We start from the raw sequence: 24,890 nt of genomic DNA on the forward strand, positions 1-24,890 counted from the left end.
ACACTACTTCAAATTGAGGTGTTTTGTGTGAGAGAAAATAAATTAAAAATTGGCGTAATTGTATATGAATACGTGACTATCCGCTAATAAATTAGACATGTTTCATTTCTACACGCATTTTTATTTTTGGAAAATTTATCATTTTTGCTGAACAAATCCTGTCTATTTTACACATCATGACTCAGCAAAATATTTAGCTTCCAAACATTGGATAGGCATCGGTTTTCCCAACAAATACCCCTGCAATTGCTGACAACCTAAGCGTTTTAAAATTTCTGCCTGTTGCTCTGTTTCCACCCCTTCAGCCGTCACAACCAATCCAAGTCGAATCGCTAAATGAATAATACTTTCTAAAATAATCTCATCCTTAGAACCTTCGCATAAGTTACGAATGAACTCACGATCAATTTTCAATTCATCTACAGGCAAATCTTTTAAATATAAAAAACTCGAATGCCCTGTACCAAAGTCGTCAATCGCCAGTAAAACCCCTAATGCTCTTAAACGCTCAAAGGTGCAAATACTTTTTTCAATATGATGCATTGCCGTTGATTCAGTAATTTCTAACACTAATGCTTTAGGTTGAATTTGATATTTTTTAATCAATTTTTCTAAAGTGGAAACAAGATGCTTATGTTCAAACTGTACGGCTGATAAATTCACTGCAATTTGACAAAATGGTAATTTTTTTTCATGCCATGCTTGCAACTGCATACAGGCTTGTTCTAATGCCCAATAGCCCATACGAATAATCAAACCTGTTTGTTCTGCTGCCTCAATGAATCTGTTCGGCGCAAGCAAACCGAGCGTTGGATGTTGCCAACGGATTAAAGCTTCTGCACCACAAATTTGATAATCTGCTGAAAATTTAGCTTGATAATATAAAACAAATTGCTGTTCATCGACGGCTCGATACAAATCATTAATCAGTTTGGATTGATGACGATGCTGAAAATATTGTTCAGAACTTGCGCTATAAATACAAAAAGTATTGCGTCCTTGTTCTTTGGCGAGCATTTTTGCCGTATCCGCATGAATTAACAAATCTTGTAAAGATTGCCCATGATCAGGATAGAGCACGATGCCTAAACTGGCTGAAATATTGATTTGTTTATGCTCAATAAAAAAACGCTCTTGGACTTTGACTAAAATTTTTTCAGCAATACTCTCCAGTTGAAATTCTTTAATTTGAGGCAAGATGACTAAAAACTCATCTCCGCCTAAGCGCAGCAAAATCTGTTTGTCATCTAAAATACTTTGCAGACGTTCTGTCAAAGCCACCAATAAATGATCCCCGACTTGATAACCAAAGTTATCATTTACCGCCTTAAAAAAATCTAAATCCAAATAAAGCAATGCAAATTTTTGATGAGTTAATTTATAGCGTTGAAATAGTTTTTCGATATGATCTTGTAAAAACAAACGGTTAGGAAGCTTAGTTAAATTATCTTGAAAATTTACATTCTCAAGTTCTTTGTGCGCTTTTAGCAGTTGTAAATTGCGCTCTTCTAAACGCCAATCCAAAATCGCAACCGCTAAAATAGACGCAACAATCAAAACACTTATAAAAATAATCACAAAGAGAGGAATACCCGATTCATGATTATTTTCAATAAAATGCGTTGCATCATGCAGGCTATGTAAAGTTGCAGCACTCATTCCAATAAAATGTGTACTCACAATATTGAGCGCAATGATCGTTGCGATGGTAATTTTATAAATTTTTTGATATTTGAGCGTATGTTTATAATGAGATGCTAACCAAAACGAAAAACAACATCCAATAATCGGTGTCATCACCGAGAGCAATACCAGCCTTGCATCATAATGTACGTCATGCTGAGAAATCTCAATGCCAGCCATACCCACATAATGCATGCCTGCCACACCGAGCCCCATAACCACTGATCCAAGAATCAGACGTAAAAAAGAAACAATAGGACGAGAAGTTAACCAAATTGCAAACAGACTGGCCAAAGTTGCAATCAGATAGGACAATGCCACCAAACTAAAATTAAAAGAGTAATGAACTGGTAAACGATAGGCAAAAAATACAACCAAATACATTGCCCAAATCGCAAAACCAAAGAGCATTCCACTCAGCACAAAAAGCATGATTTGCTGATAAGCGTGTTTGAGTGTTCTTACAAAATGCTCTAATGAAAGCGCTATATAGCAAATCGCTGCCATAATGCAGACCGATCCGACAATAAGACCGCCTTCACCCCCTAAATAATTCATAAAAATTATCTTCCATTCATGAACCGACTATTGTTATAAGAAATCGTCCAGATTACAACGTAAAATAGTGTGAAGGTTCACCTTTTAAAGAATGAAAAATACAGGATTAAAATAGCATTATCTTGTTAGAGGTCAAGTTATTATTAATTTTTGGACAATAAAAAAGCATATCGAAATATGCTTTTTTATATTTAATTAACAGCGTATTTAGCCAGACTTACTTTTGTAACTTAGCGAGATCAATTAAGACATTGGCAGCTTCAGTGACAAAGGTTTCTTCTTCAGGCAAAGCTGGTCGTTTATTGGCTTTCATTTTTGCACGAGATTCAGCCAATGCATCTAAAGACGCTTGGTAACTTTCCCAATTTGGATAAGCTTTTAAGCCAGTTTCAGCACGACGTTTATTTTCCGCAGCCAAAGTTTTTAACTCAAGTTCATTCAACTCAGCTTTACGTTTCTCAATATCCAATACAATCTGTTTTTGATCTTTGGTATGTTGTGAGATCGCTTTACGTGTTGCTAAATATTGAAATTGAGGATCAGCGGCTACACGTACTTTCGACTGTTCAGCCAATTGTGCAACGTGTGGTTGAATTATGCCTTCACGTTTAAATGGCGCAGTTGGAATAGTGTCCCATTTCAAAGCATTTTTAGCTTTACGCTCACCAAACTCTTCATCGTAAATGTCTACGAGCTTAATATCTGGAATTACGCCTTTATTTTGAGTACTTCCACCCGTGATACGATAGAACTTACGCTGCGTTAATGTCGCTTGACCATAGGCCAAACTGTCCAATTGAACTTGTGCTGTACCCTTACCTGTCGTGGTACTTCCTAAAACTACACCACGACCATAATCTTGAATCGCAGCAGAATAAATTTCACTTGCCGAGGCTGATGCAAGGTTGACCAATACTGCCAATGGGCCAGCATAGGTTTGCGCACCGCCGTCAGTATCTTCAAAGACATTTACCGTACCATTGCCATCACGAATTTGCACCACTGGACCTTCTTTAACGACTTGTCCAATCATTTTTGCAACTTCTTCTAATGAGCCACCAGGGTTATTACGCAAATCAATAATAATCCCTTCAACTTTATCATTGGCTAATGACTGCAATGCTTTATTGGTATCTTCAGCCACAGAACGATATTCATTGCCTGCACGACGTGCACGATAGTTCAAATAGAACGATGGAATTTCAATCACGCCAAACTTATGCTTTTGACCATCACGTGTCACTTCAACCGTGCGAGAACGCACACCTGCATCTTCTTCTTGAATCACATCACGGGTTAATGTCACGGTACGCGCTTGATTCATCGAAGCCCCTGCACCCAAGAGTTTAATACTCACTTTGGTGCCACGCTTACCACGAATCAATCCGACAATTTCTGAGCTAGGCCAACCAATGACATCAATCATTTTCTCGCCATCTTGCGCCACCCCAATGATACGGTCACCAGATTTCACTTGCCCAGATTTACTCGCAGGTCCACCTTCTACAATGGTTTCAATCTTGGTGTAATCTTCATTGCTACGTTCAGGACGAATCGACACCCCAATCCCTTCAAGCTGTAACGTGGTTTGACGATTCAACTCAATTGCATCTAAAGGTGGGAAATAATTACTATGTGGATCATAGGTCAGTGTCATTGAGTTTAAGATTTTTTCAAGGACATCATCACTCTTCACACGTCCCATACGCTCTAACTGACGAGTATAGCGTTTGGTTAATGTTTGAACAGGCGTTAAATCTTCAGATGCTGTCAAATCCTGACCATTTGCCAAAGAAGGATCATCTTTCAAAGCTTTCTGTTTTGCCTGTTCTTCTTGCTTGGTAATGGTTAAGTTGATGAGCTGTGACACCAACATTTTATTCCAGTACTGTTCTTGTTCAGACTTACTGTTAAAAAATGCTGCTTTTTCACGATCTGTTTCAATATAAACATCAGACTGGTTGAGGTTTTGCGGTTTTTTCAACTCCGCCAACATATAGTTATAAAATTCTTTTAAACGCGTACGATATTGTGCATGAATGGCATACGGGCCTGTTAAATCCCCAGCTTTTAGAGCGGCACCTAAGTTTGCAGCGTACTGCTTTTTATATTGTTCAATTTCGCTAGCTAAAAATAAAGAATGATCTGGATCTAAGCTATCAATATACATATCTAAAATACGTGCAGATGTATTGGCATCCAGACGCATATTTAAATAATGCTGACGATCCACCAAAGTCGCTAACTGGCGTGTCACCAAAGCTTGTTCTTTCGTCGGTTGAATAGAAGCTGAAACAGAAGCTGATTCAGTTGCGGCAATAGCCTCTGTGATAGCATGATTAAAAAATAATCCACCTGTTGCGATAGCAACTGCACATGCGATTGTTTGAAGTTTCATAAATTGTGTGTACTTCCTTGGATTTACCAATTTCAGCGCTGTTTTTTAAATGAATTCATCTGATTCAAAATCTTAAACAACTTTATCTGTTTATATCGTGTAGTTTTATCATAATCTGTACTGACAAAATGTAGCAAATCATTGCAAAATTCGGTTATTGTTTCTTTTTAAATAAATACAATTCGGATTTCTTATGATCGGCGCATTGATGCTTGACATTGCAGGCACAGAACTTACCCAAGAAGATATTCAACTATTACAAGCTCCGCAAGTCGGTGGCATGATTTTATTTTCAAGAAATATCCAATCCCCTGCTCAAGTTCGCCAACTGACTGATCATATGCGTCAAATTCGCCCAGACATTTTGATTGCCGTTGACCAAGAAGGTGGTCGTGTACAACGTCTAAAACAAGGCTTTACATTATTACCAGCAATGGGGCATTTTGGCGAGCTTTACTTAAGCCAACCTGAAAAAGCACTTGATTTAGCTGAAAAATGTGGTTGGCTTATGGCGACTGAAGTTTTAGCTGTAGGGATTGATTTTAGCTTTGCACCTGTTTTAGATATTAATGCGATTAGTGATGTCATCGGTGATCGTGCTTTTGCGAAAAATGCACAGGACATCGTGCCACTTGCACGTGCCTTTATGAAAGGCATGCAAAGTGCTGGCATGGCAACCACAGGCAAACATTTCCCTGGACATGGTTCAGTCAAAGCTGACTCTCATGTTGCAGCAGCAATCGACTCACGTAGTTATGACGACATTTATCAAAATGACATGCAAAGTTTTATTCAGCTACAAGATCAACTGGACGCTTTGATGCCTGCGCATGTGATTTATGAAAATGTCGATCCAAATCCTGCTGGGTTCTCACCGTATTGGATTCAAAAAATATTACGCCAAGAGTTAAAATTTGATGGGGTATTATTTTCAGATGATTTAAGTATGCAAGCAGCGTGTGTTGCAGGAGGCGCAGATGCTCGGATCAGAGCTGCTTTAGATGCAGGTTGTGATATGGGACTGGTGTGTAATGATCGTGAATCGGCATGCACAGCACTTACAGGTATTGAAAATTTACCGTTACCAAATCAAGAACGTTTAGCACGTATGCGTGGAAAAATTCCAAATATCCAAATTGGTGAACAACTTGATTTGGGGGAAGAATGGCAATCTGTCAAAAAAGTCATTGAAGAATTTAAGAATTCACTTTAAAAAGATGAAAGCGCCCTCCTGTTAAGGAGGGTTCGAAAGGATTTAAAAGGAATGACTCCATACTATTAAATTTTCATATTCCTTTTTGATTAATTATTTTAATCATTGCTAAATAAATTCCAAATTAGAAAAAAGAACGTTAAGGATAACCATGACTGATCAAAGCCTGTCAAAACATCGCCATATCTCATTTACCGCACATTATACGGGATATATTTGGTATCAAATGGGAATCTCCCATCCATGCCTTGCCACATCTAAAGGCAAAACCTTAGCTTTTATTGCCAATCCTGTTGAAACTTGGGCAGAAAAATATGTGGGTGGCAGTATGCGCACCACTTTAAAAGAACGTCATATCCTTTTAGATGACACCCTCAAACGACTCATCGAACGCTATCCTGATCTACAAGTATTAGAAATTGCAGCAGGACTTTCACCACGTGGTTGGTGGTTTAGAGAACATTATCCACAAATTGATTATCGAGAATTAGACCTGCCTGACATGGCAAAAACGAAACAAGCAGCTTTAAAACAGATCAATGCAGCAAGCCCTAATGTTTTATCTGTGGATTTATTTACTGAGGATTTTAAAAATGCTTTTGCCGTGTTTGATCCTAAGCGACCACTCGTCATGATCAGTGAAGGTTTGATCAACTATTTTGAGAAAGATTTATTACAACAGTTATTAAAGTCGATTGTGCATTATGGACAAGACTTTGCGGTACTGCATTATCTCACCGACATTTATCCAGAACCGACCAAAAACAAACTGGCATCTGTCATTTGGAACAGTAGCAAATTACTCAAAGTGATTTCTCGTAGTGCATTTAGTTTCCATTTTCAAACGCCTCAAGAAGTCCGAGATTTTTTCCAAACAGCAGGATTTAACCAAGTTGAGGTCATTCAACCGAGCCTTTATTTCCCAGAAAAACAAGCTAAAAATGGCAATGCTGAGGAACATTTAGGTGACTTAGTGTGGATGATTCATGCTGAAAAATAGTTAATTTTATGCACAAAAAAACCAGTCATATTTGACTGGTTTTTAATGATTTGAAAATATTAAACGTTTTCACATTCTTCAATATCTAACATTGCACGTTCTGCTGCAATGAATTTAAGTAAACGATCTGCATTTTCAAAACTGCCATGTTTAAATAATGCTCGGATGTGATTTTCACCTGTTTCAAAGATCAAACATTCAATGGCAAACTCGCCTTGTTCATCATTTAAAATCAATGCCAAATCACGTGTATGTTGTTGTGCAAATTGTGCATCCTCTGAACTTACTGTCATTGAAAGTCCAAAATAATTCAGATCATCTACCGTAACTGTCAGCTCACGTGGTAAATGTCGGTGCATCATTTTACGTGTAGCTTGCTGAAGCTGAATACGATCTTCACCACGACGCTCCATATTCTGCATATCTTCACGACTTAAATTAATAATGCCATCCAAACCATCAATCGACTCACCTTTTAAATAGGTGGTAAATAAAGTCATGGTTTCTTTACGGCGTTGCAACTGTGGCACATGATCAGCATTGGCAATCATAGCAAATTGCATATCTGGACATTGCAAGGCAAAAGCTGCATTTTCATGAGGTAAAGTAAAACTGTCATACTGCCCACAAGCAACTAATGTATCGCACTGTGGCACGGGAACATTGGACAAGCGCAACAAACGATTGCAGTTAATTTCATAACGTTCTTGTTCGGTTGCAGAAAACTCAGCCATTTGTTTAAAGAACAGACGTTTTGCTGTGGGCGACATCCGTGTTTTGTCGAGCTTGGCATGATTGACCAAATATAAAATCACAGCTTGACCAAACTCATCCATGCGCTGTTCTTTCATCAACATCAAAGACTCTTCAAGAAGCATACGCCAGCTTTTACGGGTTTTTTGCATCACCCCCATCAGGATCATTTTTTCAACCAGTTCAGGGCGTTGCTCTACAAAAAAAGACGCAATCACAGAACCCAAGGAAATACCAACAACATCAACTTTCGGAATACCAACAATATCAAACCACTGACCCAGCATAAGTGATAAATCAGGTAACTCTAAAGTGCCTGCGGATAATCCCGTATCGACATTGGTAATCTGCTGGTTAGCTCCCATCGACGGGAGGTCAATTAAAATCACAGGTCCGCTTTCAAAAAACTGTTCTACACAATATTTGTAGGAGTTAAAATTTTGAAAAGCACCACCGATAATTACAATAGGCGTATTATGAATTGTCTGTGGATCAGCAATCGCCATATATTCAATTTTCCAACCGTCAATCCATGTTGTACGGGCGGGTTGCTTGAAACTATTTTTATTGTAAATATCGAAAAAACCAAAATTTGTAAAATTTTGATTTAATTCTGAGTCCATCTGGATAATGGAATTCATATCCTTCCTCCATCCTTGCTTTATTCTTTTAGTCTGCAAGATTATTATCGCTCGCGTTGTTTTATCAAATCGTGATACAGACCTACTTTTGTATCATTTCAATGTCCTTATAGTTTCATTCTATACAGATATGTGAATTCTACGCAATTGCTGAAATGACCGCTTATCATTTTTAAAGCAAAAAACCATTGCAAAATATTTACAAGCCTGCGTTTTCGCTTGCATTTTCTTTTTTATTTACGAATCAGACTTCCTTGCTTTGGCATTGACTGCTACTATCGAAGGGAAATTTCTAGGTGGTCAATTAAAACGCTATGCAAGATTCTATTGAACAGTATATGCAAACTGTAGGGAAACAGGCGCGCCAAGCTTCACGCTTTTTGGCGGGTGCTTCTACGCTGCAAAAAAATAATGCACTTTCAGCTATTTATACAGCTTTGCAAAACAACCAACCGCAAATTTTAGCTGCAAATAAAGTGGACATGGACAAAGGTCATGCCAACAATTTAGACAGCGCCTTACTTGATCGCCTAGAACTCAACCCCAAACGCTTCCAAGATATGCTAGATGGCTTAAAAGATGTCATGAATTTGACTGACCCAATTGGAGAAATCACTGATTTGGCATATCGTCCAACAGGGATTCAAATCGGTAAAATGCGTGTGCCTTTGGGTGTTGTCGGCATGATTTATGAATCTCGCCCAAACGTGACACTTGAAGCAGCATCACTGGCACTCAAATCAGGCAATGCCATTATTTTACGTGGTGGTTCAGAAGCTTTAAATTCAAATCAAGCACTTGCTGAAGCGATTCAACATGGTTTAAAAGCAGCAGGCTTACCTGAAACATGTGTTCAAGTGATCAATACCACAGATCGTGCAGCCGTAGGTCAATTGATTACATTGTCTGAATATGTGGATGTCATCGTTCCGCGTGGTGGTAAAGGTTTGGTTGAACTGATTACCAATGAAGCAACCATTCCTGTGATCAAGCACTTAGATGGTAACTGTCATGTCTATGTCGAAGCACAAGCGGATCTACATAAAGCTTTACCGATTGCTTTAAATGCCAAAACTCATCGTTATGGTGTGTGTAATGCGATGGAAACTTTACTAGTTGATGAAAAAATCGCAGAAGAGTTTTTACCGCGTATTGCAGAACTTTATGCTGAAAAGCAAGTTGAACTGCGTGGTGATGCTGAAACACGCCGTATTTTAGGTACATCTGTCAAAACAGCAACCGAAGAAGATTGGTATGAGGAATACCTCGGTCCTATTCTTGCAGTAAAAGTCGTTTCAGGTTTAGATGAAGCCATTGATCATATTAATAAATATGGTTCGCATCATACGGATTCGATCATTACTGAAAACTTTAGCTTAGCACGTCAGTTCTTAACTCGTGTAGATTCTAGCTCGGTTATGGTCAACGCTTCTACCCGCTTTGCTGATGGTTTTGAATACGGTTTAGGTGCTGAAATCGGCATCTCAACCGATAAAATCCATGCACGTGGTCCAGTCGGTTTAGAAGGCTTAACCTCACAAAAATGGATCGTATTAGGTGATGGTCAAATTCGCCAATAATTTTCATTTCTAGTTTTTATCAAGTTCCTAGCTGCATAGCTTTAATTAAAACTATGCAGCTTTTTATGTTTTTGAAAATGATAACGTTATAAAAATTTACAACATTATGGTGATATTTCCATACAATGCTAAAAAGATGAAAAAATAAGGATTTTGTATGTTTTACGCCTTAGTGATTATTACGTTTTTCTTGGCGCTGTTGGTGTCTTTCATCGTGATGCGTATTTTCTCAAACTCAATCAATGCCATCTTGGCACGTATCATCAATGATCCAATTCATACAGCTTGGGCAAAATACACCAAATTTGCAGGCATGGTGGTGGGGACGTCTTCAGGTATTCGTATCTATGATATGGAAAAATACATCACACCTCTCACCTATACGGCAAATGATAAGCGTGTCATTATTGAACTTACGCATGAGCGTTGGTTCTTAGAAATTTATCGTACCATCATTGAAACGTTACAGGGTTTGGCATGGATGATGTTGGTCTTTTTTATGGTGTCACTGATCGCCTATGTGATTGTGCGTTGGTCTGAAATTAAATATTCGAAATAATTTTTTAAACAAATCTACTTAGAATGTCTAGCGAACTCATGTTATGGTCAGAATGGTTTAACACTCAGAATGATTCAATTCATGAGTATTTTATTTATAAATGGAATCTATCAACTGATAAATTTTAATTATAATTATTAGACTGGTCGATAGTGCTTAAGTCTAATCACCTAAAGTCTATCTAGGACAGAAAATCAACACATGGTACAACATTACTACTGATCTAAATTGCATCAACAAAAAGCGTAATCAGATCAATCAGGACGACCATATCAAATTACAATTTCGGGTAATAAAACGTGTCTACATCAGTATTAGTTATTAACTGCGGATCTTCATCAATTAAATATGCTTTGGTTTCAGAGCACCGTAAAGATCGAATCTTTGGTTTGGCAGAAAACTTAGGTTCTGCTGATGCACGTATTAAAGGGATTACCACTGGTGGTGCTGAACTGGAACTTTCTATTCCTTATGCAGATCATGAAAAAGCATTAGAAACGATTCTTGAACGTTTATCGCATCATAATCCACAAGCGATTGGGCATCGAGTCGTACATGGTGGAACACTCACCAAAGCTGAGTTATTGACCCCAGAAATCATTGAACGTATTCGTGAAGCAACGCCACTTGCACCATTACATAATCCTGCACATTTAGTAGGTATTGATGCAACCATGCGTTTATTCCCACATTTACCACAGGTTGCTGTGTTCGATACGGCTTTCCATCAAACCATGCCTGCACATGCATACCGCTATGCATTACCAAAATTCTTATACACTGAACACAACGTTCGCCGTTATGGCTTTCATGGTACCAGTCATGCTTATGTTTCTGAACGTGGCTCTGAGCTTGCAGGTAGCTTCAAAAAAGGCGGTTGGCTTACTGCTCACTTAGGCAATGGTAGCTCAACTTGTGCGATTTGGAATGGTCAATCCGTCGATACCTCTATGGGCTTAACTCCACTTGAAGGCGTGGTAATGGGTACTCGTAGTGGTGATGTTGACCCAAGTATCCATAGTTTCCTTGCGTCTAACTTAGGTTGGGACATTTATAAAATCGACAAAATGCTCAATAGTCAATCTGGCTTGCTTGGTTTGTCTGATCTTTCAAATGATATGCGTACCTTGATTGAAGCTTCAGAACAAGGCAATGAAGATGCAACGCTTGCCATCGAAGTATTCTGCTACCGTTTAGCAAAATCATTGGCAGGTTTAAGCTGTGGTTTACCACGTATTGATGGCTTGTTCTTCACAGGTGGTATTGGTGAAAACTCAGCTTATATCCGTGAAAAAACAGTTGCTTACTTACCACACTTTGGTTTTAACCTGAGCAAAGAAAACAATGACAGCTTAAAACGTGGTACTGAAGGTCGTATTGATGCTGGTACAGGCCCACAAATTTGGGTTATTCCAACAGATGAAGAAGGTCGTATTGCAAAAGAAACTGAAAATGTAGTTTTGCAAGAGGTAAATTCTTCTGCAAAAAAGTCTAATGCGGAAACTGAGACAGCTTAAGCTGTCTTAGGCTTCTATTTTATTTAAAATTTAATTTTTATTTATTTTTTTAAGAATAGTGTATGAAAACAATTTTATTGGTTCCTACAGGTGAAGGCGTAGGTCTTACCTCTGCATGTCTTGGACTTATTTACGCTTTGGACTGTCAAGGCGTCAAAGCTGGATTTTTAAAACCTTTTTCACAAGATGAAAAGGCTGAATCCGACCGTACAACTGCGCTGTATCGTCACGTCGCAAAAACTGAAACTGTAGAGCCAATTGCATACACCAAACTCACGCATTTACTCAATACTGGCGAAGAAGATGAGTTGCTTGAAGAAGCAGTTCGTTTACATCGTGAAGTTGCACGCACGCATGACATTATCATTGTTGAAGGGATTGTGCCGACTGCTCGTGATACTTTTGCCAGTGAACTGAATGCTTCACTTGCTCAAGCACTTGATGCGAAAGTAGTGTTTGTTAGCAATGCCAACATTGAAAAACCAGAGCAAACTGCTGAAAAAGTTGAAGCACAATTACGCAATTTTGGTGGTGCAGCATCTTCACGTAATGTCGGCGTGCTGTTCATGCGTACGCGTGGCTTGCCTGAAGAATCGGCGCAAATTCCTGTTACCTTTGCCCCAGACTTACGTTTGGTTGAAGAAACTGCTCAATTTACCCAAGCCATTCAACGCACTCATGCACATATTGGTACAGAACATTTACCAATTATTGGTTTAGTTCCATTTAGCGATACTTTAAGTGTGCCACGTGTTTCAGACTTGGCGACACACATTCAAGCAACTTGGATCAATGAAGGTAAATCCAATATACGCCGTGTTTTACACAGCAGTCTGATCGCTTCAAATATTGAACATGAATTACAAAAATTTATCGCTGGTGAGTTGATCATCAGTGCGGCAGATCGTATCGATGTCTTACTTGCTGCAAGTTTAGCGACTAGCAATGGTATTCCGTTGGCAGGTTTAGTTTTGGCAGAACAACAAGAGCCTAATCCTGTCGCTTTGGCATTTTGCCAAACAGCCATTAAAAATGGTTTGCCGATTTTACATACCCCGCTTAGCACCTTTGAAACTACACAATTGCTTTCAAACCTCAGCAATGAAATTCCTGTAGATGACACCGAACGTGCTGAACAAGTGACACGTTTTGTATCAAGTCATATCAATATGGATTGGTTGGTGTTGTTGTTAAATGGTGATTATCAACCCCGTTTATCACCTTCTGCATTCCGTCATGAACTGGTTCAAAAGTCGATTGCCGCGAAAAAACGTATTGTATTACCTGAAGGTGATGAGCCTCGTACCATTCAAGCGGCTGCAATTTGTCAATCTCGCGGCATTGCACATTGTATTTTGTTGGCAAAACCTGAAGCTGTGATTGAGGTTGCTCGTGCTCGCAATATTGAACTGCCTGATGATTTAGAAATTATTGATCCAGATTTGATCCGTGAACAATATGTCGAAAAAATGGTGCAGCTACGTAAAGGCAAACTGAATGATCTACAAGCACGTGATCAACTTCAGGATACCGTTGTACTTGGTACAATGATGCTTGCTCTTGATCAAGTAGATGGCTTGGTTTCTGGTGCTGTACATACGACGGCAAATACCGTTCGCCCTGCTTTTCAACTGATCAAAACTGCCCCTGATTATTCGTTGGTTTCATCTGTGTTCTTCATGCTATTGCCTGATGAAGTTTATGTGTACGGTGACTGTGCGATCAATCCTGATCCTGATGCAGAGCAATTGGCTGAGATTGCGATCCAATCTGCGGACTCTGCGAAAGCATTTGGCATCGATCCACGTATTGCCATGATTTCTTACTCTACAGGTACATCTGGTGCTGGTGCAGATGTAGAAAAAGTCGCTAAAGCAACTGAAATTGCCAAACAACGCCGTCCAGACTTATTAATTGATGGCCCATTACAATACGATGCAGCTTCTGTTGAGAGTGTTGGTAAATCAAAAGCGCCTGATTCAAAAGTTGCAGGGCGTGCCAATGTGTTTATTTTCCCTGATCTCAACACAGGAAATACAACATATAAAGCAGTACAGCGCTCGGCAAATGTGGTGAGTGTTGGCCCAATGCTACAAGGTTTAAATAAACCTGTGAATGACTTGTCTCGTGGTGCTTTGGTCGATGATATTGTGTTTACCATCGCTTTAACAGCGATTCAATCTGAGCAACAAGCGGCACAATAATATCGTTTTACCTTTTTAGAGTTTGATACTCAACCACCCAATTTAAGGATTGGGTGGTCTTTTTATAATACGTATCTCAAATCTCAAATTACTTCAGCTAAATACTAAGACTATTGTGATCAAAAACTTAATACCACTAGTAGACGATCAACCTAACGGTATCTTTAAATTAACTGAATACTTTTTATCTACCTCTAGAGTTTCTTATATAACAACAAGATTTATTAAACTTTAGCCCAAATCTTAAGCAAAGTGCCGACAAATCTTGCTTTATCACGTATAATTTAGCCCGCTAGCTATCAGCCCGCTCAAGAGATTTTTGATATGACAACTATTATCAAGCAAGATGACTTGATCACATCGGTCAAGGATGCACTTCAGTTCATTTCTTACTATCACCCACAAGACTTCATTCAAGCAATGAGTCGTGCTTATGATCGTGAAGAGAACAAAGCTGCAAAAGATGCAATTGCACAAATCTTAATTAACTCACGTATGTGTGCAGAAGGTCATCGTCCAATCTGTCAAGATACTGGTATTGTTAACGTATTTGTTGATGTGGGCTTAGATGTTAAATTTGATTTAACCATGAGCTTGGATGATGCGATCAACGAAGGTGTACGCCAAGGTTATTTAGAAAACTCAAACGTACTTCGTGCATCTGTACTTGCCGACCCTGCTTTTGGTCGTAAAAATACCAAAGACAACACGCCTGCTGTAATTCACTATAAACTCGTTCCGGGTAACAAAGTAGACATCACTGTTGCAGCAAAAGGTGGTGGCTCAGAAAACAAATCTAAACTTGCGATGTTAAATCCATCTGACTCAATCGTGGATTGGGTACTTAAAACTGTACCAACCATGGGTGCGGGTTGGTGTCCACCGGGTATGCTCGGAATCGGGATCGGTGGTACTGCAGAAAAAGCCATGATGCTTGCCAAAGAGTCACTCATGGAAGAAATCAACATGGACGAGTTACTTCGTCGTGGCCCACAAAACCAAATCGAAGAACTTCGTATCGAAATCTTCGAAAAAGTAAATGCTTTAGGGATTGGTGCACAAGGTCTAGGTGGTTTAACCACAGTACTTGATATTAAAATCAAAGACTACCCTTGTCATGCTGCGGGTAAACCAGTCGGTATGATTCCAAACTGTGCAGCGACTCGCCATGCTCATTTCCAATTAGATGGTTCTGGTGTTGCACATATCCAAGCGCCTAAACTTTCTGACTACCCAGAAGTAACTTGGGATTCTTCAAAATCTAAACGTGTTGATTTAGATAACATCACACAAGAAGAAATGAACTCATGGAAACCGGGCGATACATTATTGCTGAACGGTACCATCTATACAGGTCGTGACGCTGCGCATAAACGTATGGTCGATATGTTAAATAAAGGCGAAGAACTTCCTGTAGACCTAAAAGGTAAATTCATTTACTACGTCGGTCCAGTCGATCCAGTCGGTGATGAAGTTGTTGGTCCTGCTGGCCCTACAACTGCAACACGTATGGACAAATTTACACGTCAAGTTTTAGAAGCGACTGGCTTGTTCGGTATGATCGGTAAAGCGGATCGTGGTCCTGCTGCGGTTGAAGCGATCAAAGACAATCAAGCAACTTATCTCATGGCTGTCGGTGGTGCTGCTTACCTCGTATCTAAAGCAGTTCGTCAAGCGGAAGTGGTGGCATTTGCTGACTTAGGTATGGAAGCGATCTACAAATTTGTGGTTGAAGACATGCCAGTATCTGTTGCAGTAGATGTGAATGGTACTTCAATCCATGCTACTGCACCAAAAATCTGGCAAGCAAAAATTGGAAAAATCCCAGTGGTTGATGCTGCTGCGAACTAATCCAAGATTTAGACCGATTCAACTTGAATCTTGATGAAAAAGCATCCTATGATTAGGGTGCTTTTTTATTTTTGAGAAAATGATGAAAATAAAACCTTATGTATTTTCTATATTTTTATTTGGCTTGAGTTTCCAAACTTTTGCAGCGCCTGCAACCACACAACAAATTGAACAACTCGTCAAAGTTGAACATTGGGATCAATTTAAACCTGCATTGCTAAAACAAAGCATGCCCAATATGAAAGCTGCTACAGAAGAGTTAATGCTTGAGCAAATACAACAAAGCAATCCTCAACCGATCACTGCAGACCAACAAGTACTGATCATTCAAATTTCTGACATTATGATCAATGACATGATCGAACGAGTCGATGAGCAAACTTTTCTCAACAATATTCGTGCAGCCTATCAAACACTCAGCAAAGCACAAGCAGCAGCTTTATTAAACGTGTATAAAAAACCTCATATGCAAGATGCAGGTAAAAATATCCCTGTGATGATTGCACATATGGTAGACGCATCGACCAACGATTTTAATAAACTCATCAGCTTGACTGAAATACAAGACATTATTCGTGAGAATCAACAGTAATGAAAAAAAGCCTACTTTTTCTTAGTGTTTGCCTAACGAGCTCATTACTCTATGCAACACCTGCCAGCACTGCCACTACACAACAGTTTATTGAAACCATTCAACTTGAACAGCACATTCAAAAGCTGTCTAATAGCAATGCGTTTCAGGAGCTGACTGAGCAAATCATTGCCTATTATCAGATTCCCCAAACGCAAGACAATCAGACACGTATCAACAATGCAATAAAAAAATATTATCAAAGTGATGCATATAAACAACAATTCCAACAACGGCTTTTTGATATTTATAGTAAAAATATGAGTGAGGAAGAGTTACAAGAATGGATTACATTTTATAAAACTCCCATAGGTAAATCTATTTTAAATAATCCTGAGTTTGAAAATAAAATTGTAAATGCCGTTGAACAAATTTTTCCTGAAAATGCAGAACCTTCTGCACAAGCTCAACAAAAACTCAGCCAAGCAATGGAAAAATTCTTCCTCAGATAAAACTCATCCTGTAGAGACAAACACACAAATTATAGATTTAGATAAATAAAAGGACATACAATGAATATGCTCAAAATATTACTCTGCACTGGATTATGCACGCTTGCACCTATGGTTTTTGCAGCACAAGCAACCAATCAGCAAGTACAAAAACTCATCGATGTCATGAGGATTAATCAGCTTTTACAACAAACCGTCCAACAAATCCGTCCACAAATAGATCAACAAGCTTATGTCATTGTGCAAAATATCGTGAAACATGACAAACTCAGCCCACAAGAACAAATCGTTGCCAATGAACTGGCGGATCAACTTTTCGAGCAAAGTAAAAAAAGTATTTCTTGGGATAAAATGCAGCCGATTTATCAGAAAATTTACAAAGACGTCTATAGTGCTGAAGAAGTTCAGGCACAGATTGATTTTTATTCAAGTAAAGTTGGACAAGCGATCCTTGAGAAAAGCCCAATCGTGGCACAAGAGTCCATGAAAATAGTAAATACACAGCTCATGTCGACTATGCAATCGACTGAGAAAGATTTTACACAACTGAACAAAAAATTAGAAGCTTTGAAAAAAGCCGCAGAAGCACAGTAAAGATAAATCTTTCGGTGGTGTTTCAAAAAGTATGCTGACTATATTTTACTCACTACTTAAATGTCATGAAGCATTGAAAATACAGTTAATTTAATTTATATATTTTCAATTTTTCTATTGACTGATTTAACTAGCATACAATTTATAACACCTCCAATCTTTCAAATAAAAAAAGAGGTTTTAATACCTCTTTTCTAAATCAGAAAAAATCTAAATCACCACGTTAATGGATTCCAAATTTTAAATGGTGTACTTAAATGCACATCATCACTGGCTTGATAATCACCACTGTCGATTTTTTCTTGCGGTTTTATAACCTTACCATCTGCACGAAGCTCACCCACAAAGTTTAAACCTGGTGATTTCAACTGGGTCATGGCGATTTCTTTGAGTGCTTGACGTGTTGGCATTTGCATGAGTGGTCCAACTTTCAACAATTCACCACCACCATTTGGACCACCACGGAATTTCTCTTCCTCATACTTTACAAAGTATTGCTGCCCTGCTTGTACATGGAAATAGGCAACTTTCGGTTTTTGGAAATGAATCACAGCCAAAGGACGACTTAAACTGAGTTTATAATCTCCTTCTGCCAACTCAATCCAATAATAATGATTGCTGATCAAACTTGGAATGCGCTTACCATTTAAATAAAAACTTTGCGCAATGATTTCTTGACGATTCCACTTACTATCTGGACGATAAAAATATACCACTGCCGCATTTGGATTTTGTGGTTTGACCAATTTGAAATATTGTCCTGGTTCTTGATTGACCCATGAACCTACGGAAAATTTACCCAATTTATATTGGTCTAACTTTTCATAAACAAATGAATTTTCTTTTTCAAAATCGACTGCTTTGAGTGTTGAAACAACATTTTGACTGCTTGGTTGTTGCTCCACTGCTTTATGGCTTTGACAAGCTGTCAACGTACAACTTGCTACAATCACTAAACCCACATAACGCATGATTATCCCTCACCACGTATTTTTTATTTTCATTTTTGAATGAAGATGATTTTCTCAAATTCAGCTTAACATTTCATTGACAATTTAAAAATAAAAAACGTGTAAAAAGTCAGGCTTCTTACACGTTTCGGATGAGTTGCAGAATTTTTTAATGAATATTAAGCAGATTTGCTATTAATCACTTTTAAATCCACTTTTTCTTCGGCTTCTGCTTCTTGCTTTGGCTGACGCTCTGTTTGATAGATTGGTTCAGCTTTATCATTAATCACGTCTGCATTAATGATCACAGTGCCAACATCTTCTCGGCTTGGTAAATCATACATGGTTTCAAGTAAGACATTTTCCAAAATCGAACGTAGACCACGCGCACCCGTATTACGCTCAAGTGCTTTTTTCGCCACAGCACGTAATGCAGAATCTTCAAAGATCAGATCCACATCTTCCATTTCGAACAAGTATTGATACTGACGTGTTAAGGCATTTTTTGGCTCAGTCAAAATTTGCATTAACGCTTCTTCATCAAGTTCTTCAAGCGTTGCAATCACAGGCAAACGACCAATAAATTCTGGAATTAAACCAAACTTCACAAGGTCAGTCGCTTCAACTTGGCTAAACAATTCAGAAAGTTTTTTGCTATCGTCTTTGTTTTTTACATCCGCAGTAAAACCAATTCCGCCTTTTTCTTGACGTTGTTGTACCACTTTCTCAAGCCCAGCAAATGCACCACCACAAATAAAGAGAATATTTGAGGTATCAATTTGAATAAACTCTTGTTGTGGATGCTTACGTCCACCTTGTGGTGGAATCGATGCAACGGTACCCTCGATCATTTTCAAGAGTGCTTGTTGTACACCTTCACCTGATACATCACGCGTAATCGATGGATTTTCAGATTTACGGGTAATCTTGTCGATCTCATCGATATAGATAATACCTTTTTGCGCTTTTTCTACATCATAATCTGCTTTTTGTAATAGCTTTTGCACGATGTTTTCAACATCTTCACCGACATAACCTGCTTCAGTTAAAGTGGTTGCATCTGCCATCGCAAAAGGCACATCTAATAAGCGTGCAAGGGTTTGCGCTAGTAACGTTTTACCTGAACCAGTTGGCCCAATCAGTAGAATATTACTCTTCGCAAGTTCAATCGCATCTTTAGATTTATGTGCAGATTGCGTTACTTTTAAACGTTTGTAATGGTTATACACCGCAACGGATAAAGTTTTCTTCGCAGTGTCTTGACCAATCACATACTGGTCAAGCGCAGCACGAATTTCATGTGGTTTAGGCAATGGACGTGTTGCCCAATCCCCAGTTTCAACTTGTTGACTGGTTTGAACTAAGTCCAAGCAGACATCTACACATTCATTACAAATGTAAGCGTCCTCACCAGCAATCAATTTTCCAACTTCAGACTGTGTTTTTCCACAAAATGAACAATGTTTTTGTCCTTGAGGATTATCGGACATTTTCACTCCAAATCTTAAATCTGTACATTAAAGCTTAGTTTTGCGGGCGTTTGCTTAACACTTGATCCACTAAACCATATTCTTTGGCTTGTTGGGCAGTCATAAAGTTATCACGATCTGTGTCTTTTGCTACACGGTCGTAGTCTTGACCACTATGCTCTGCCATCAAACGATTTAAACGTTCTTTAATAAATAAAATCTCACGGGCATGGATTTCGATATCCGATGCTTGACCACGGAAACCACCAAGTGGTTGGTGAATCATGACACGCGCATTTTCAAGACAATAACGTTTGCCTTTCGCACCCGCATTTAATAAGAATGCACCCATAGATGCAGCTTGCCCCATACAATAGGTCACCACATCTGGTTTAATGAATTGCATGGTATCGTAAATCGCCATACCCGCCGTCACTGAACCGCCTGGAGAGTTGATATATAAATGAATATCTTTATCTGGGTTTTCAGCTTCTAAAAACAACATTTGCGCAACAATTAAGTTTGCCATGTTGTCTTCAACTTCACCTGTTAAGAAAATCACACGCTCACGCAAAAGACGTGAAAAAATATCGAAAGAACGCTCTCCACGAGATGATTGTTCTACGACCATAGGCACTAAAGCGTTTTCAATAGATGGAACATACATATGTTATTTATTCCTGAATTTTTTGTTACCCAGCTCATAGTGACAATATGAGGGATAATGATTGAAATTGCAAAATATTCACAATTAAATATCAAACTTTTTTTGAATAAGCATTGTGAATTTGGGTCAATTACAATTTTGATACAGCATAAAAAAAGGCGCTCGAAAGCGCCTCTTAACTCACAAGAACTTAGCCTTGTTGACGCGCTTGTTGTTCTTTCAATAAATCTTGGTAGCTCACTTCTGTATCAGATACTTTCGCAGCAGCCAAGATGTAATCTACAACTTGATCTTCTAAAACAACTGCTTCGATTTGCGCACGTTGTTTTTCATCATTTTTGAAGTATTCGATCACTTCAGCAGGATCTTCATAAGAAGTTGCCATATCTTCGATATACGCATCTACACGTGCAGCATCAACTTCAAGTTTAGAGTCAGCTAAGATTTTGCTTACCAATACGCCAAGTTTAACTGATTTTTCAGCTTGTTCTTTGAACAAATCATCTGGAAGCATGCTGCTGTCAAATGCTTTTGCACCTTGTGCACCAAACTGTTGTGTAAACTGTTGAATCATTTGTTGACGTTGACGATCAATTTCTTGTGCAACCATCGCAGAAGGAAGTTCAACTTCATTTGCAGCAACAAGTGCATCAAATGCAGCAGATTTAACTTGGTTACGAAGACCATTTTTCACTTCACGTTCCATATTTTTACGAACGTCAGCTTTTAATTTTTCAACGCCTTCTTCTTCAGTGATACCAAAGATTTGTAAGAATTCAGCATCGATCTCTGGAAGTTTTGGTTTTTCAACCAATTTCACATTGATTTTAAATTGTGCTGCTTTACCTGCAAGGTTTTCAGCTTGGTAGTCTTCAGGGAAAGTCACATCGATAACTTTCTCTTCGCCTTTCTTCATACCGATGATGCCATCTTCGAAGCCAGGAATCATACGACCTGAACCAAGTACCAGTTTAAAGTCTTCAGCTGCGCCGCCTTCAAACTTCTCACCATCTACAGTTCCTTCAAAGTCGAAAGTCACTTGCATGTCTTTTTTCGCCATACCTTTGGTTTCAGCCCAAGTTTGACGTTGTTTTTGCAAGTTTTCGAGCATTGTGTCGACATCTTTGTCGTTGACTGAAGTTGATTTACGTTCGATTTCTAAACCATCCAACGCATTTACAGTCACTTCAGGATAAACTTCTACAGTTGCTTCATAAACTAAAGCATCATCTTTATTTTCAACTTTTTCGATGTTTGGCATGCCAACAGCGTTAATTTTTTCTTGTTGAATCGCTTCAAATACTGTGTCACGAATGATGTCATTAACCACTTCTTGGTAAATACCAGCACCATATTCACGACGAACAACGTTTACAGGCACTTTACCTGGACGGAAGCCGTTAATCTTCACAGTTTTGGCAGTGCGTTTTAAACGAGCTTCGAATTGCTCATTCACACGGCTCGTCGGTACAGAAACATTTAAACGACGGGCAACGCCCGAAACCGCTTCAGAAGTTACTTGCATGGCTTCCTCTATATAATAGTAGTTACAATTTAAAAAAGTGCCATATTATATGACAACTTTATAGATATACAAAATGTTGGTTATTTTAACCTCTAAATTAAAAATTTCTCTATATTTCTTTTCACTAATTTTCCAGATTTATTTCTTCTACATTTGGTAAAAAAAACATACAAATTTATTGCAAATAATAACACTTCTCATTATTATTAACTTCAACTTTAAGTAATTTTTTATTTTTCATTTACTTACTATTTTCATCTCGTCCAAGTATTGGAATTCTTTTATGAGTAAATTCAACCTCCATCCTCTCACACTTGCACTATTTACTTTTAGCTCAAGCTTTGCCTATGCAGAAGCACAGTCTGCTCCTCAAGAACCTGTGCAACAACTTGAAGCTGTGGTACTTACCGCATCAGGCTTTGAACAGAAACTGAAAAATGCACCTGCCAGCATCAGTGTGGTATCAAAAGAAGAAATAGAAAAGAAAAATGCCACTTCAATTGCTGATTTATTGGTGGATGTACCAGGACTCGATATCCGTGATGGCGTAGGAAAAACTTCTGGTCTAAATATCAAAATACGTGGCTTAGATGCACCTTATACGTTGATTTTGATTGATGGGCGACGTCAATCGACCTCAAGCGATGTCACGCCAAATGGTTTTGGTGAAACATCAACAGGCTATCTTCCACCGATTGCCTCTATTGAACGGATTGAAGTTATTCGTGGACCAATGGCAACACGTTATGGTTCTGAAGCGATGGGCGGTGTCATCAACATCATTACCAAAAAAATAAGCGATGACTGGCACGGTAATATCACTGTTGGCGGCAATATCATGGAGCATAAAGGTGAAGCAGATTCGTGGAAATCTAGTTTTGTCGTAAATGGTCCTATTATCCAAGATCGTTTAGGAATACAGCTTCGCGGTAGCTATTTAGACCGTCAAAAATCAGAACGTATTCCGGGGACATCAGGTCGTGACCCTCGTCCAAGTGAAGCAGATAATTATGATTTTGGTACAAAACTCAGTCTAAAACTTAATGATCAAAACAGCCTTTGGGCAGATGCCTTTCATTCATCACAAACTTATCAAAATTATGATAATCGCTTAGGTACACAAGATACAGATAAAAAAGCCAATGGTTATCAAGACGAGTTAGAGTTTAAGCGGACTCAATTCTCTGTCGGTCATGATGGTGATTATGCATTAGGTTCACTGAGATCATATGCAAGCCATACGACAACTGAAACTGTGGGACGTACAATTCCAACCAATACCTTCCCGAACAATCTAAGTGCAGGTGCAGATCGTACTTTAGAAAATACAGATCTTGTGGTAGATACGCATTTCATTGCACCGATTGCCAATCATAAACTCACTGTTGGCGCTGAATATAAAGAATCAACTGTTGCAGATGATATTGCAGGCATAGGGTCAGAGTTCAAAAAGGATTCTTGGTCTTTATATGCTGAAAATGAATGGAAAATGCTCAATAATTTAAGATTAACTCTGGGTGGGCGTTTTGAGGAGCATAGCGGATTTGGCGGACATTTCAGCCCACGTGCTTATTTGGTATGGAATGCCAATAATGCCATTACTTTAAAAGGTGGTGTAAGCACAGGTTATAAAGCACCTTCTGCCAAAGATTTATATAATGGTATCATTAGCGTCGGCGGACAAGGCACCAGCTTTGGGATTGGTTCTCCAAACTTAAAACCTGAAAAATCAACCAACTATGAACTTGGCTTTTATTTTAATCAAGGCGATATTGATTTCTCAACCACTGTATTTCATACCAAAATCAAAGACCGTTTTACCAATGGTCCTGAATTACTCAACTGTTATTATGTAGACAAAGATGGTACTCAACCGAATTTAGCTAATCCAAGCTGCGTCAGTTTTGGTTCACACATTACCCAACAGTCATTCTCACAAAAAACCAATGCCGATGAAGCAAAATCTGAAGGCGTAGAAGTCAGTTTGAAATACAGCGTTCTACCTGAATGGGATATACAAACGGCCTATACTTATATGGAAACTGAGATTACTAAAGGTAAAGACAAAGGTAATGCTTTAAGTAATGTCCCTAAAAATGCCTTTAACACCACATCAACATGGCATATCAATGACCAGTTTGATTTGTGGTTACAACATGAATATAAATCGAGCCGTACTCGCTATGACACCGCACAAACACCGGGAACTGATGCTGCAACGATTTATGAATTAACAGGTAATAAATTAAAAGGCTATAACTTATTTAATTTAGGTGCGAGCTACACAGTTAATGACCAATTACGCTTTAATGGTGCTATTAACAACCTATTAGACAAAGACTTTGCAGGAAACCAAAGTTATATCAACTCAAAAGGTGAACTTGCAACAGCTTATGACTATATGTCGATTAGTTCAGGTATGGATGGTACTTATTTACCTGGACGAAACTTCTGGTTGTCTGTCTCTTATGATTTCTAATTCATAAAACCAATAAAAAACCCTTTTCTAAAAGGGTTTTTTATTTAATATAAAAATCATTTACTTAATCAATTAAAATAATTAAATAGATTTTATTTACAAATTACCATCATTAAATTCATTGTTAAAACCAATTATAAAGAATAGTGAAAACAAATAAGAATTA

Annotated in this window: 18 protein-coding genes; 11 read left to right on the forward strand and 7 right to left on the reverse strand. The window is 38.5% G+C overall.

Features of this window, described 5'->3' with window-relative positions:
* Window positions 1–174: 174 nt before the first annotated feature.
* Both HUS24_RS07955 and HUS24_RS07960 read right to left on the reverse strand, forming a co-directional pair.
* Window positions 175–2,241: a bifunctional diguanylate cyclase/phosphodiesterase gene (locus HUS24_RS07955; protein WP_173911552.1), complete on the reverse strand. Its 2,067-nt coding sequence runs from the start codon at window positions 2,239–2,241 to the stop codon at window positions 175–177.
* 217 nt (window positions 2,242–2,458) lie between these two features.
* On the reverse strand, window positions 2,459–4,639 hold the full coding sequence (locus HUS24_RS07960) for a carboxy terminal-processing peptidase (protein ID WP_173911553.1): 2,181 nt from the start codon (window positions 4,637–4,639) through the stop codon (window positions 2,459–2,461).
* 193 nt (window positions 4,640–4,832) lie between these two features.
* On the opposite strand from HUS24_RS07960, the gene nagZ reads away from it, so the two are divergent.
* Together nagZ and HUS24_RS07970 are read left to right on the forward strand one after the other, a co-directional pair.
* Entirely contained in the window at window positions 4,833–5,852 is a 1,020-nt protein-coding gene (nagZ, locus tag HUS24_RS07965) for a beta-N-acetylhexosaminidase (RefSeq protein ID WP_173911554.1), read from the forward strand.
* A gap of 151 nt (window positions 5,853–6,003) precedes the next feature.
* Entirely contained in the window at window positions 6,004–6,852 is an 849-nt protein-coding gene (locus HUS24_RS07970; protein ID WP_173911555.1) for a class I SAM-dependent methyltransferase, read from the forward strand.
* 59 nt (window positions 6,853–6,911) lie between these two features.
* Here HUS24_RS07970 and HUS24_RS07975 read toward each other — a convergent pair whose 3' ends face one another.
* Window positions 6,912–8,246, reverse strand: a complete 1,335-nt coding sequence (locus HUS24_RS07975; RefSeq protein ID WP_173911556.1) for an alpha/beta fold hydrolase — start codon at window positions 8,244–8,246, stop codon at window positions 6,912–6,914.
* A 314-nt stretch (window positions 8,247–8,560) separates the two neighbouring features.
* Between HUS24_RS07975 and HUS24_RS07980 the strand changes: the two genes are divergently transcribed.
* The 8 genes from HUS24_RS07980 to HUS24_RS08015 all read left to right on the forward strand — a co-directional run bounded on the left by HUS24_RS07980 (window position 8,561) and on the right by HUS24_RS08015 (window position 17,634).
* Complete coding sequence (locus HUS24_RS07980) at window positions 8,561–9,826, forward strand: glutamate-5-semialdehyde dehydrogenase (protein WP_173911557.1); 1,266 nt, start codon at window positions 8,561–8,563, stop codon at window positions 9,824–9,826.
* A 157-nt stretch (window positions 9,827–9,983) separates the two neighbouring features.
* Window positions 9,984–10,385, forward strand: coding sequence for a hypothetical protein (locus HUS24_RS07985; protein WP_173911558.1), 402 nt, complete (start codon window positions 9,984–9,986; stop codon window positions 10,383–10,385).
* A gap of 299 nt (window positions 10,386–10,684) precedes the next feature.
* The gene (locus HUS24_RS07990; RefSeq protein ID WP_173911559.1) at window positions 10,685–11,902 is read left to right on the forward strand and encodes an acetate/propionate family kinase; all 1,218 of its coding nucleotides are present in this window, start codon (window positions 10,685–10,687) and stop codon (window positions 11,900–11,902) included.
* A gap of 62 nt (window positions 11,903–11,964) precedes the next feature.
* Window positions 11,965–14,106 carry a phosphate acetyltransferase gene (gene pta / locus HUS24_RS07995; RefSeq protein ID WP_173911560.1) on the forward strand — a complete coding sequence of 714 codons (2,142 nt, stop codon included), beginning with the start codon at window positions 11,965–11,967 and terminating at the stop codon, window positions 14,104–14,106.
* A 324-nt stretch (window positions 14,107–14,430) separates the two neighbouring features.
* Complete coding sequence (locus tag HUS24_RS08000; protein WP_173911561.1) at window positions 14,431–15,957, forward strand: fumarate hydratase; 1,527 nt, start codon at window positions 14,431–14,433, stop codon at window positions 15,955–15,957.
* A 79-nt stretch (window positions 15,958–16,036) separates the two neighbouring features.
* Window positions 16,037–16,549, forward strand: a complete 513-nt coding sequence (locus HUS24_RS08005) for a hypothetical protein (protein ID WP_173911562.1) — start codon at window positions 16,037–16,039, stop codon at window positions 16,547–16,549.
* On the forward strand, window positions 16,549–17,040 hold the full coding sequence (locus HUS24_RS08010; protein ID WP_173911563.1) for a DUF2059 domain-containing protein: 492 nt from the start codon (window positions 16,549–16,551) through the stop codon (window positions 17,038–17,040). Before HUS24_RS08005 ends, HUS24_RS08010 begins: the two co-directional genes overlap by 1 nt.
* Before the next feature lie 60 nt (window positions 17,041–17,100).
* Window positions 17,101–17,634, forward strand: a complete 534-nt coding sequence (locus HUS24_RS08015) for a DUF2059 domain-containing protein (protein WP_173911564.1) — start codon at window positions 17,101–17,103, stop codon at window positions 17,632–17,634.
* A 215-nt stretch (window positions 17,635–17,849) separates the two neighbouring features.
* On the opposite strand, the gene HUS24_RS08020 is transcribed toward HUS24_RS08015, so the two are convergent.
* From HUS24_RS08020 to tig, 4 genes are all read right to left on the reverse strand, one after another.
* Entirely contained in the window at window positions 17,850–18,605 is a 756-nt protein-coding gene (locus HUS24_RS08020) for a DUF2846 domain-containing protein (protein WP_173911565.1), read from the reverse strand.
* A 158-nt stretch (window positions 18,606–18,763) separates the two neighbouring features.
* Window positions 18,764–20,074 carry an ATP-dependent Clp protease ATP-binding subunit ClpX gene (gene clpX / locus HUS24_RS08025; protein ID WP_173911566.1) on the reverse strand — a complete coding sequence of 437 codons (1,311 nt, stop codon included), beginning with the start codon at window positions 20,072–20,074 and terminating at the stop codon, window positions 18,764–18,766.
* A gap of 34 nt (window positions 20,075–20,108) precedes the next feature.
* Window positions 20,109–20,720 carry an ATP-dependent Clp endopeptidase proteolytic subunit ClpP gene (clpP, locus tag HUS24_RS08030; protein WP_173911567.1) on the reverse strand — a complete coding sequence of 204 codons (612 nt, stop codon included), beginning with the start codon at window positions 20,718–20,720 and terminating at the stop codon, window positions 20,109–20,111.
* A 190-nt stretch (window positions 20,721–20,910) separates the two neighbouring features.
* Entirely contained in the window at window positions 20,911–22,245 is a 1,335-nt protein-coding gene (gene tig, locus HUS24_RS08035) for a trigger factor (RefSeq protein WP_173911568.1), read from the reverse strand.
* A 283-nt stretch (window positions 22,246–22,528) separates the two neighbouring features.
* Between tig and HUS24_RS08040 the strand changes: the two genes are divergently transcribed.
* Window positions 22,529–24,724 (forward strand): TonB-dependent receptor, encoded by a 2,196-nt coding sequence (locus HUS24_RS08040; protein ID WP_173911569.1) that lies wholly within the window; start codon window positions 22,529–22,531, stop codon window positions 24,722–24,724.
* Window positions 24,725–24,890: the final 166 nt, after the last annotated feature.

It is taken from the genome of Acinetobacter sp. Marseille-Q1618 (assembly GCF_902809855.1).
GTDB lineage: Bacteria > Pseudomonadota > Gammaproteobacteria > Pseudomonadales > Moraxellaceae > Acinetobacter.

Coding starts and splice junctions, on each gene's coding strand:
- HUS24_RS07980 (WP_173911557.1), top strand. CDS start 8,561: ATGCAAGATTCTATTGAACAGTATATGCAAACTGTAGGGAAACAGGCG.
- HUS24_RS07985 (WP_173911558.1), top strand. CDS start 9,984: ATGTTTTACGCCTTAGTGATTATTACGTTTTTCTTGGCGCTGTTGGTG.
- HUS24_RS08005 (WP_173911562.1), top strand. CDS start 16,037: ATGATGAAAATAAAACCTTATGTATTTTCTATATTTTTATTTGGCTTG.
- tig (WP_173911568.1), bottom strand. CDS start 22,245: ATGCAAGTAACTTCTGAAGCGGTTTCGGGCGTTGCCCGTCGTTTAAAT.
- clpP (WP_173911567.1), bottom strand. CDS start 20,720: ATGTATGTTCCATCTATTGAAAACGCTTTAGTGCCTATGGTCGTAGAA.
- HUS24_RS07975 (WP_173911556.1), bottom strand. CDS start 8,246: ATGAATTCCATTATCCAGATGGACTCAGAATTAAATCAAAATTTTACA.
- HUS24_RS08020 (WP_173911565.1), bottom strand. CDS start 18,605: ATGCGTTATGTGGGTTTAGTGATTGTAGCAAGTTGTACGTTGACAGCT.
- HUS24_RS08015 (WP_173911564.1), top strand. CDS start 17,101: ATGAATATGCTCAAAATATTACTCTGCACTGGATTATGCACGCTTGCA.
- HUS24_RS08000 (WP_173911561.1), top strand. CDS start 14,431: ATGACAACTATTATCAAGCAAGATGACTTGATCACATCGGTCAAGGAT.
- nagZ (WP_173911554.1), top strand. CDS start 4,833: ATGATCGGCGCATTGATGCTTGACATTGCAGGCACAGAACTTACCCAA.
- HUS24_RS07960 (WP_173911553.1), bottom strand. CDS start 4,639: ATGAAACTTCAAACAATCGCATGTGCAGTTGCTATCGCAACAGGTGGA.
- clpX (WP_173911566.1), bottom strand. CDS start 20,074: ATGTCCGATAATCCTCAAGGACAAAAACATTGTTCATTTTGTGGAAAA.
- HUS24_RS08040 (WP_173911569.1), top strand. CDS start 22,529: ATGAGTAAATTCAACCTCCATCCTCTCACACTTGCACTATTTACTTTT.
- HUS24_RS07970 (WP_173911555.1), top strand. CDS start 6,004: ATGACTGATCAAAGCCTGTCAAAACATCGCCATATCTCATTTACCGCA.
- HUS24_RS07955 (WP_173911552.1), bottom strand. CDS start 2,241: ATGAATTATTTAGGGGGTGAAGGCGGTCTTATTGTCGGATCGGTCTGC.
- HUS24_RS08010 (WP_173911563.1), top strand. CDS start 16,549: ATGAAAAAAAGCCTACTTTTTCTTAGTGTTTGCCTAACGAGCTCATTA.
- pta (WP_173911560.1), top strand. CDS start 11,965: ATGAAAACAATTTTATTGGTTCCTACAGGTGAAGGCGTAGGTCTTACC.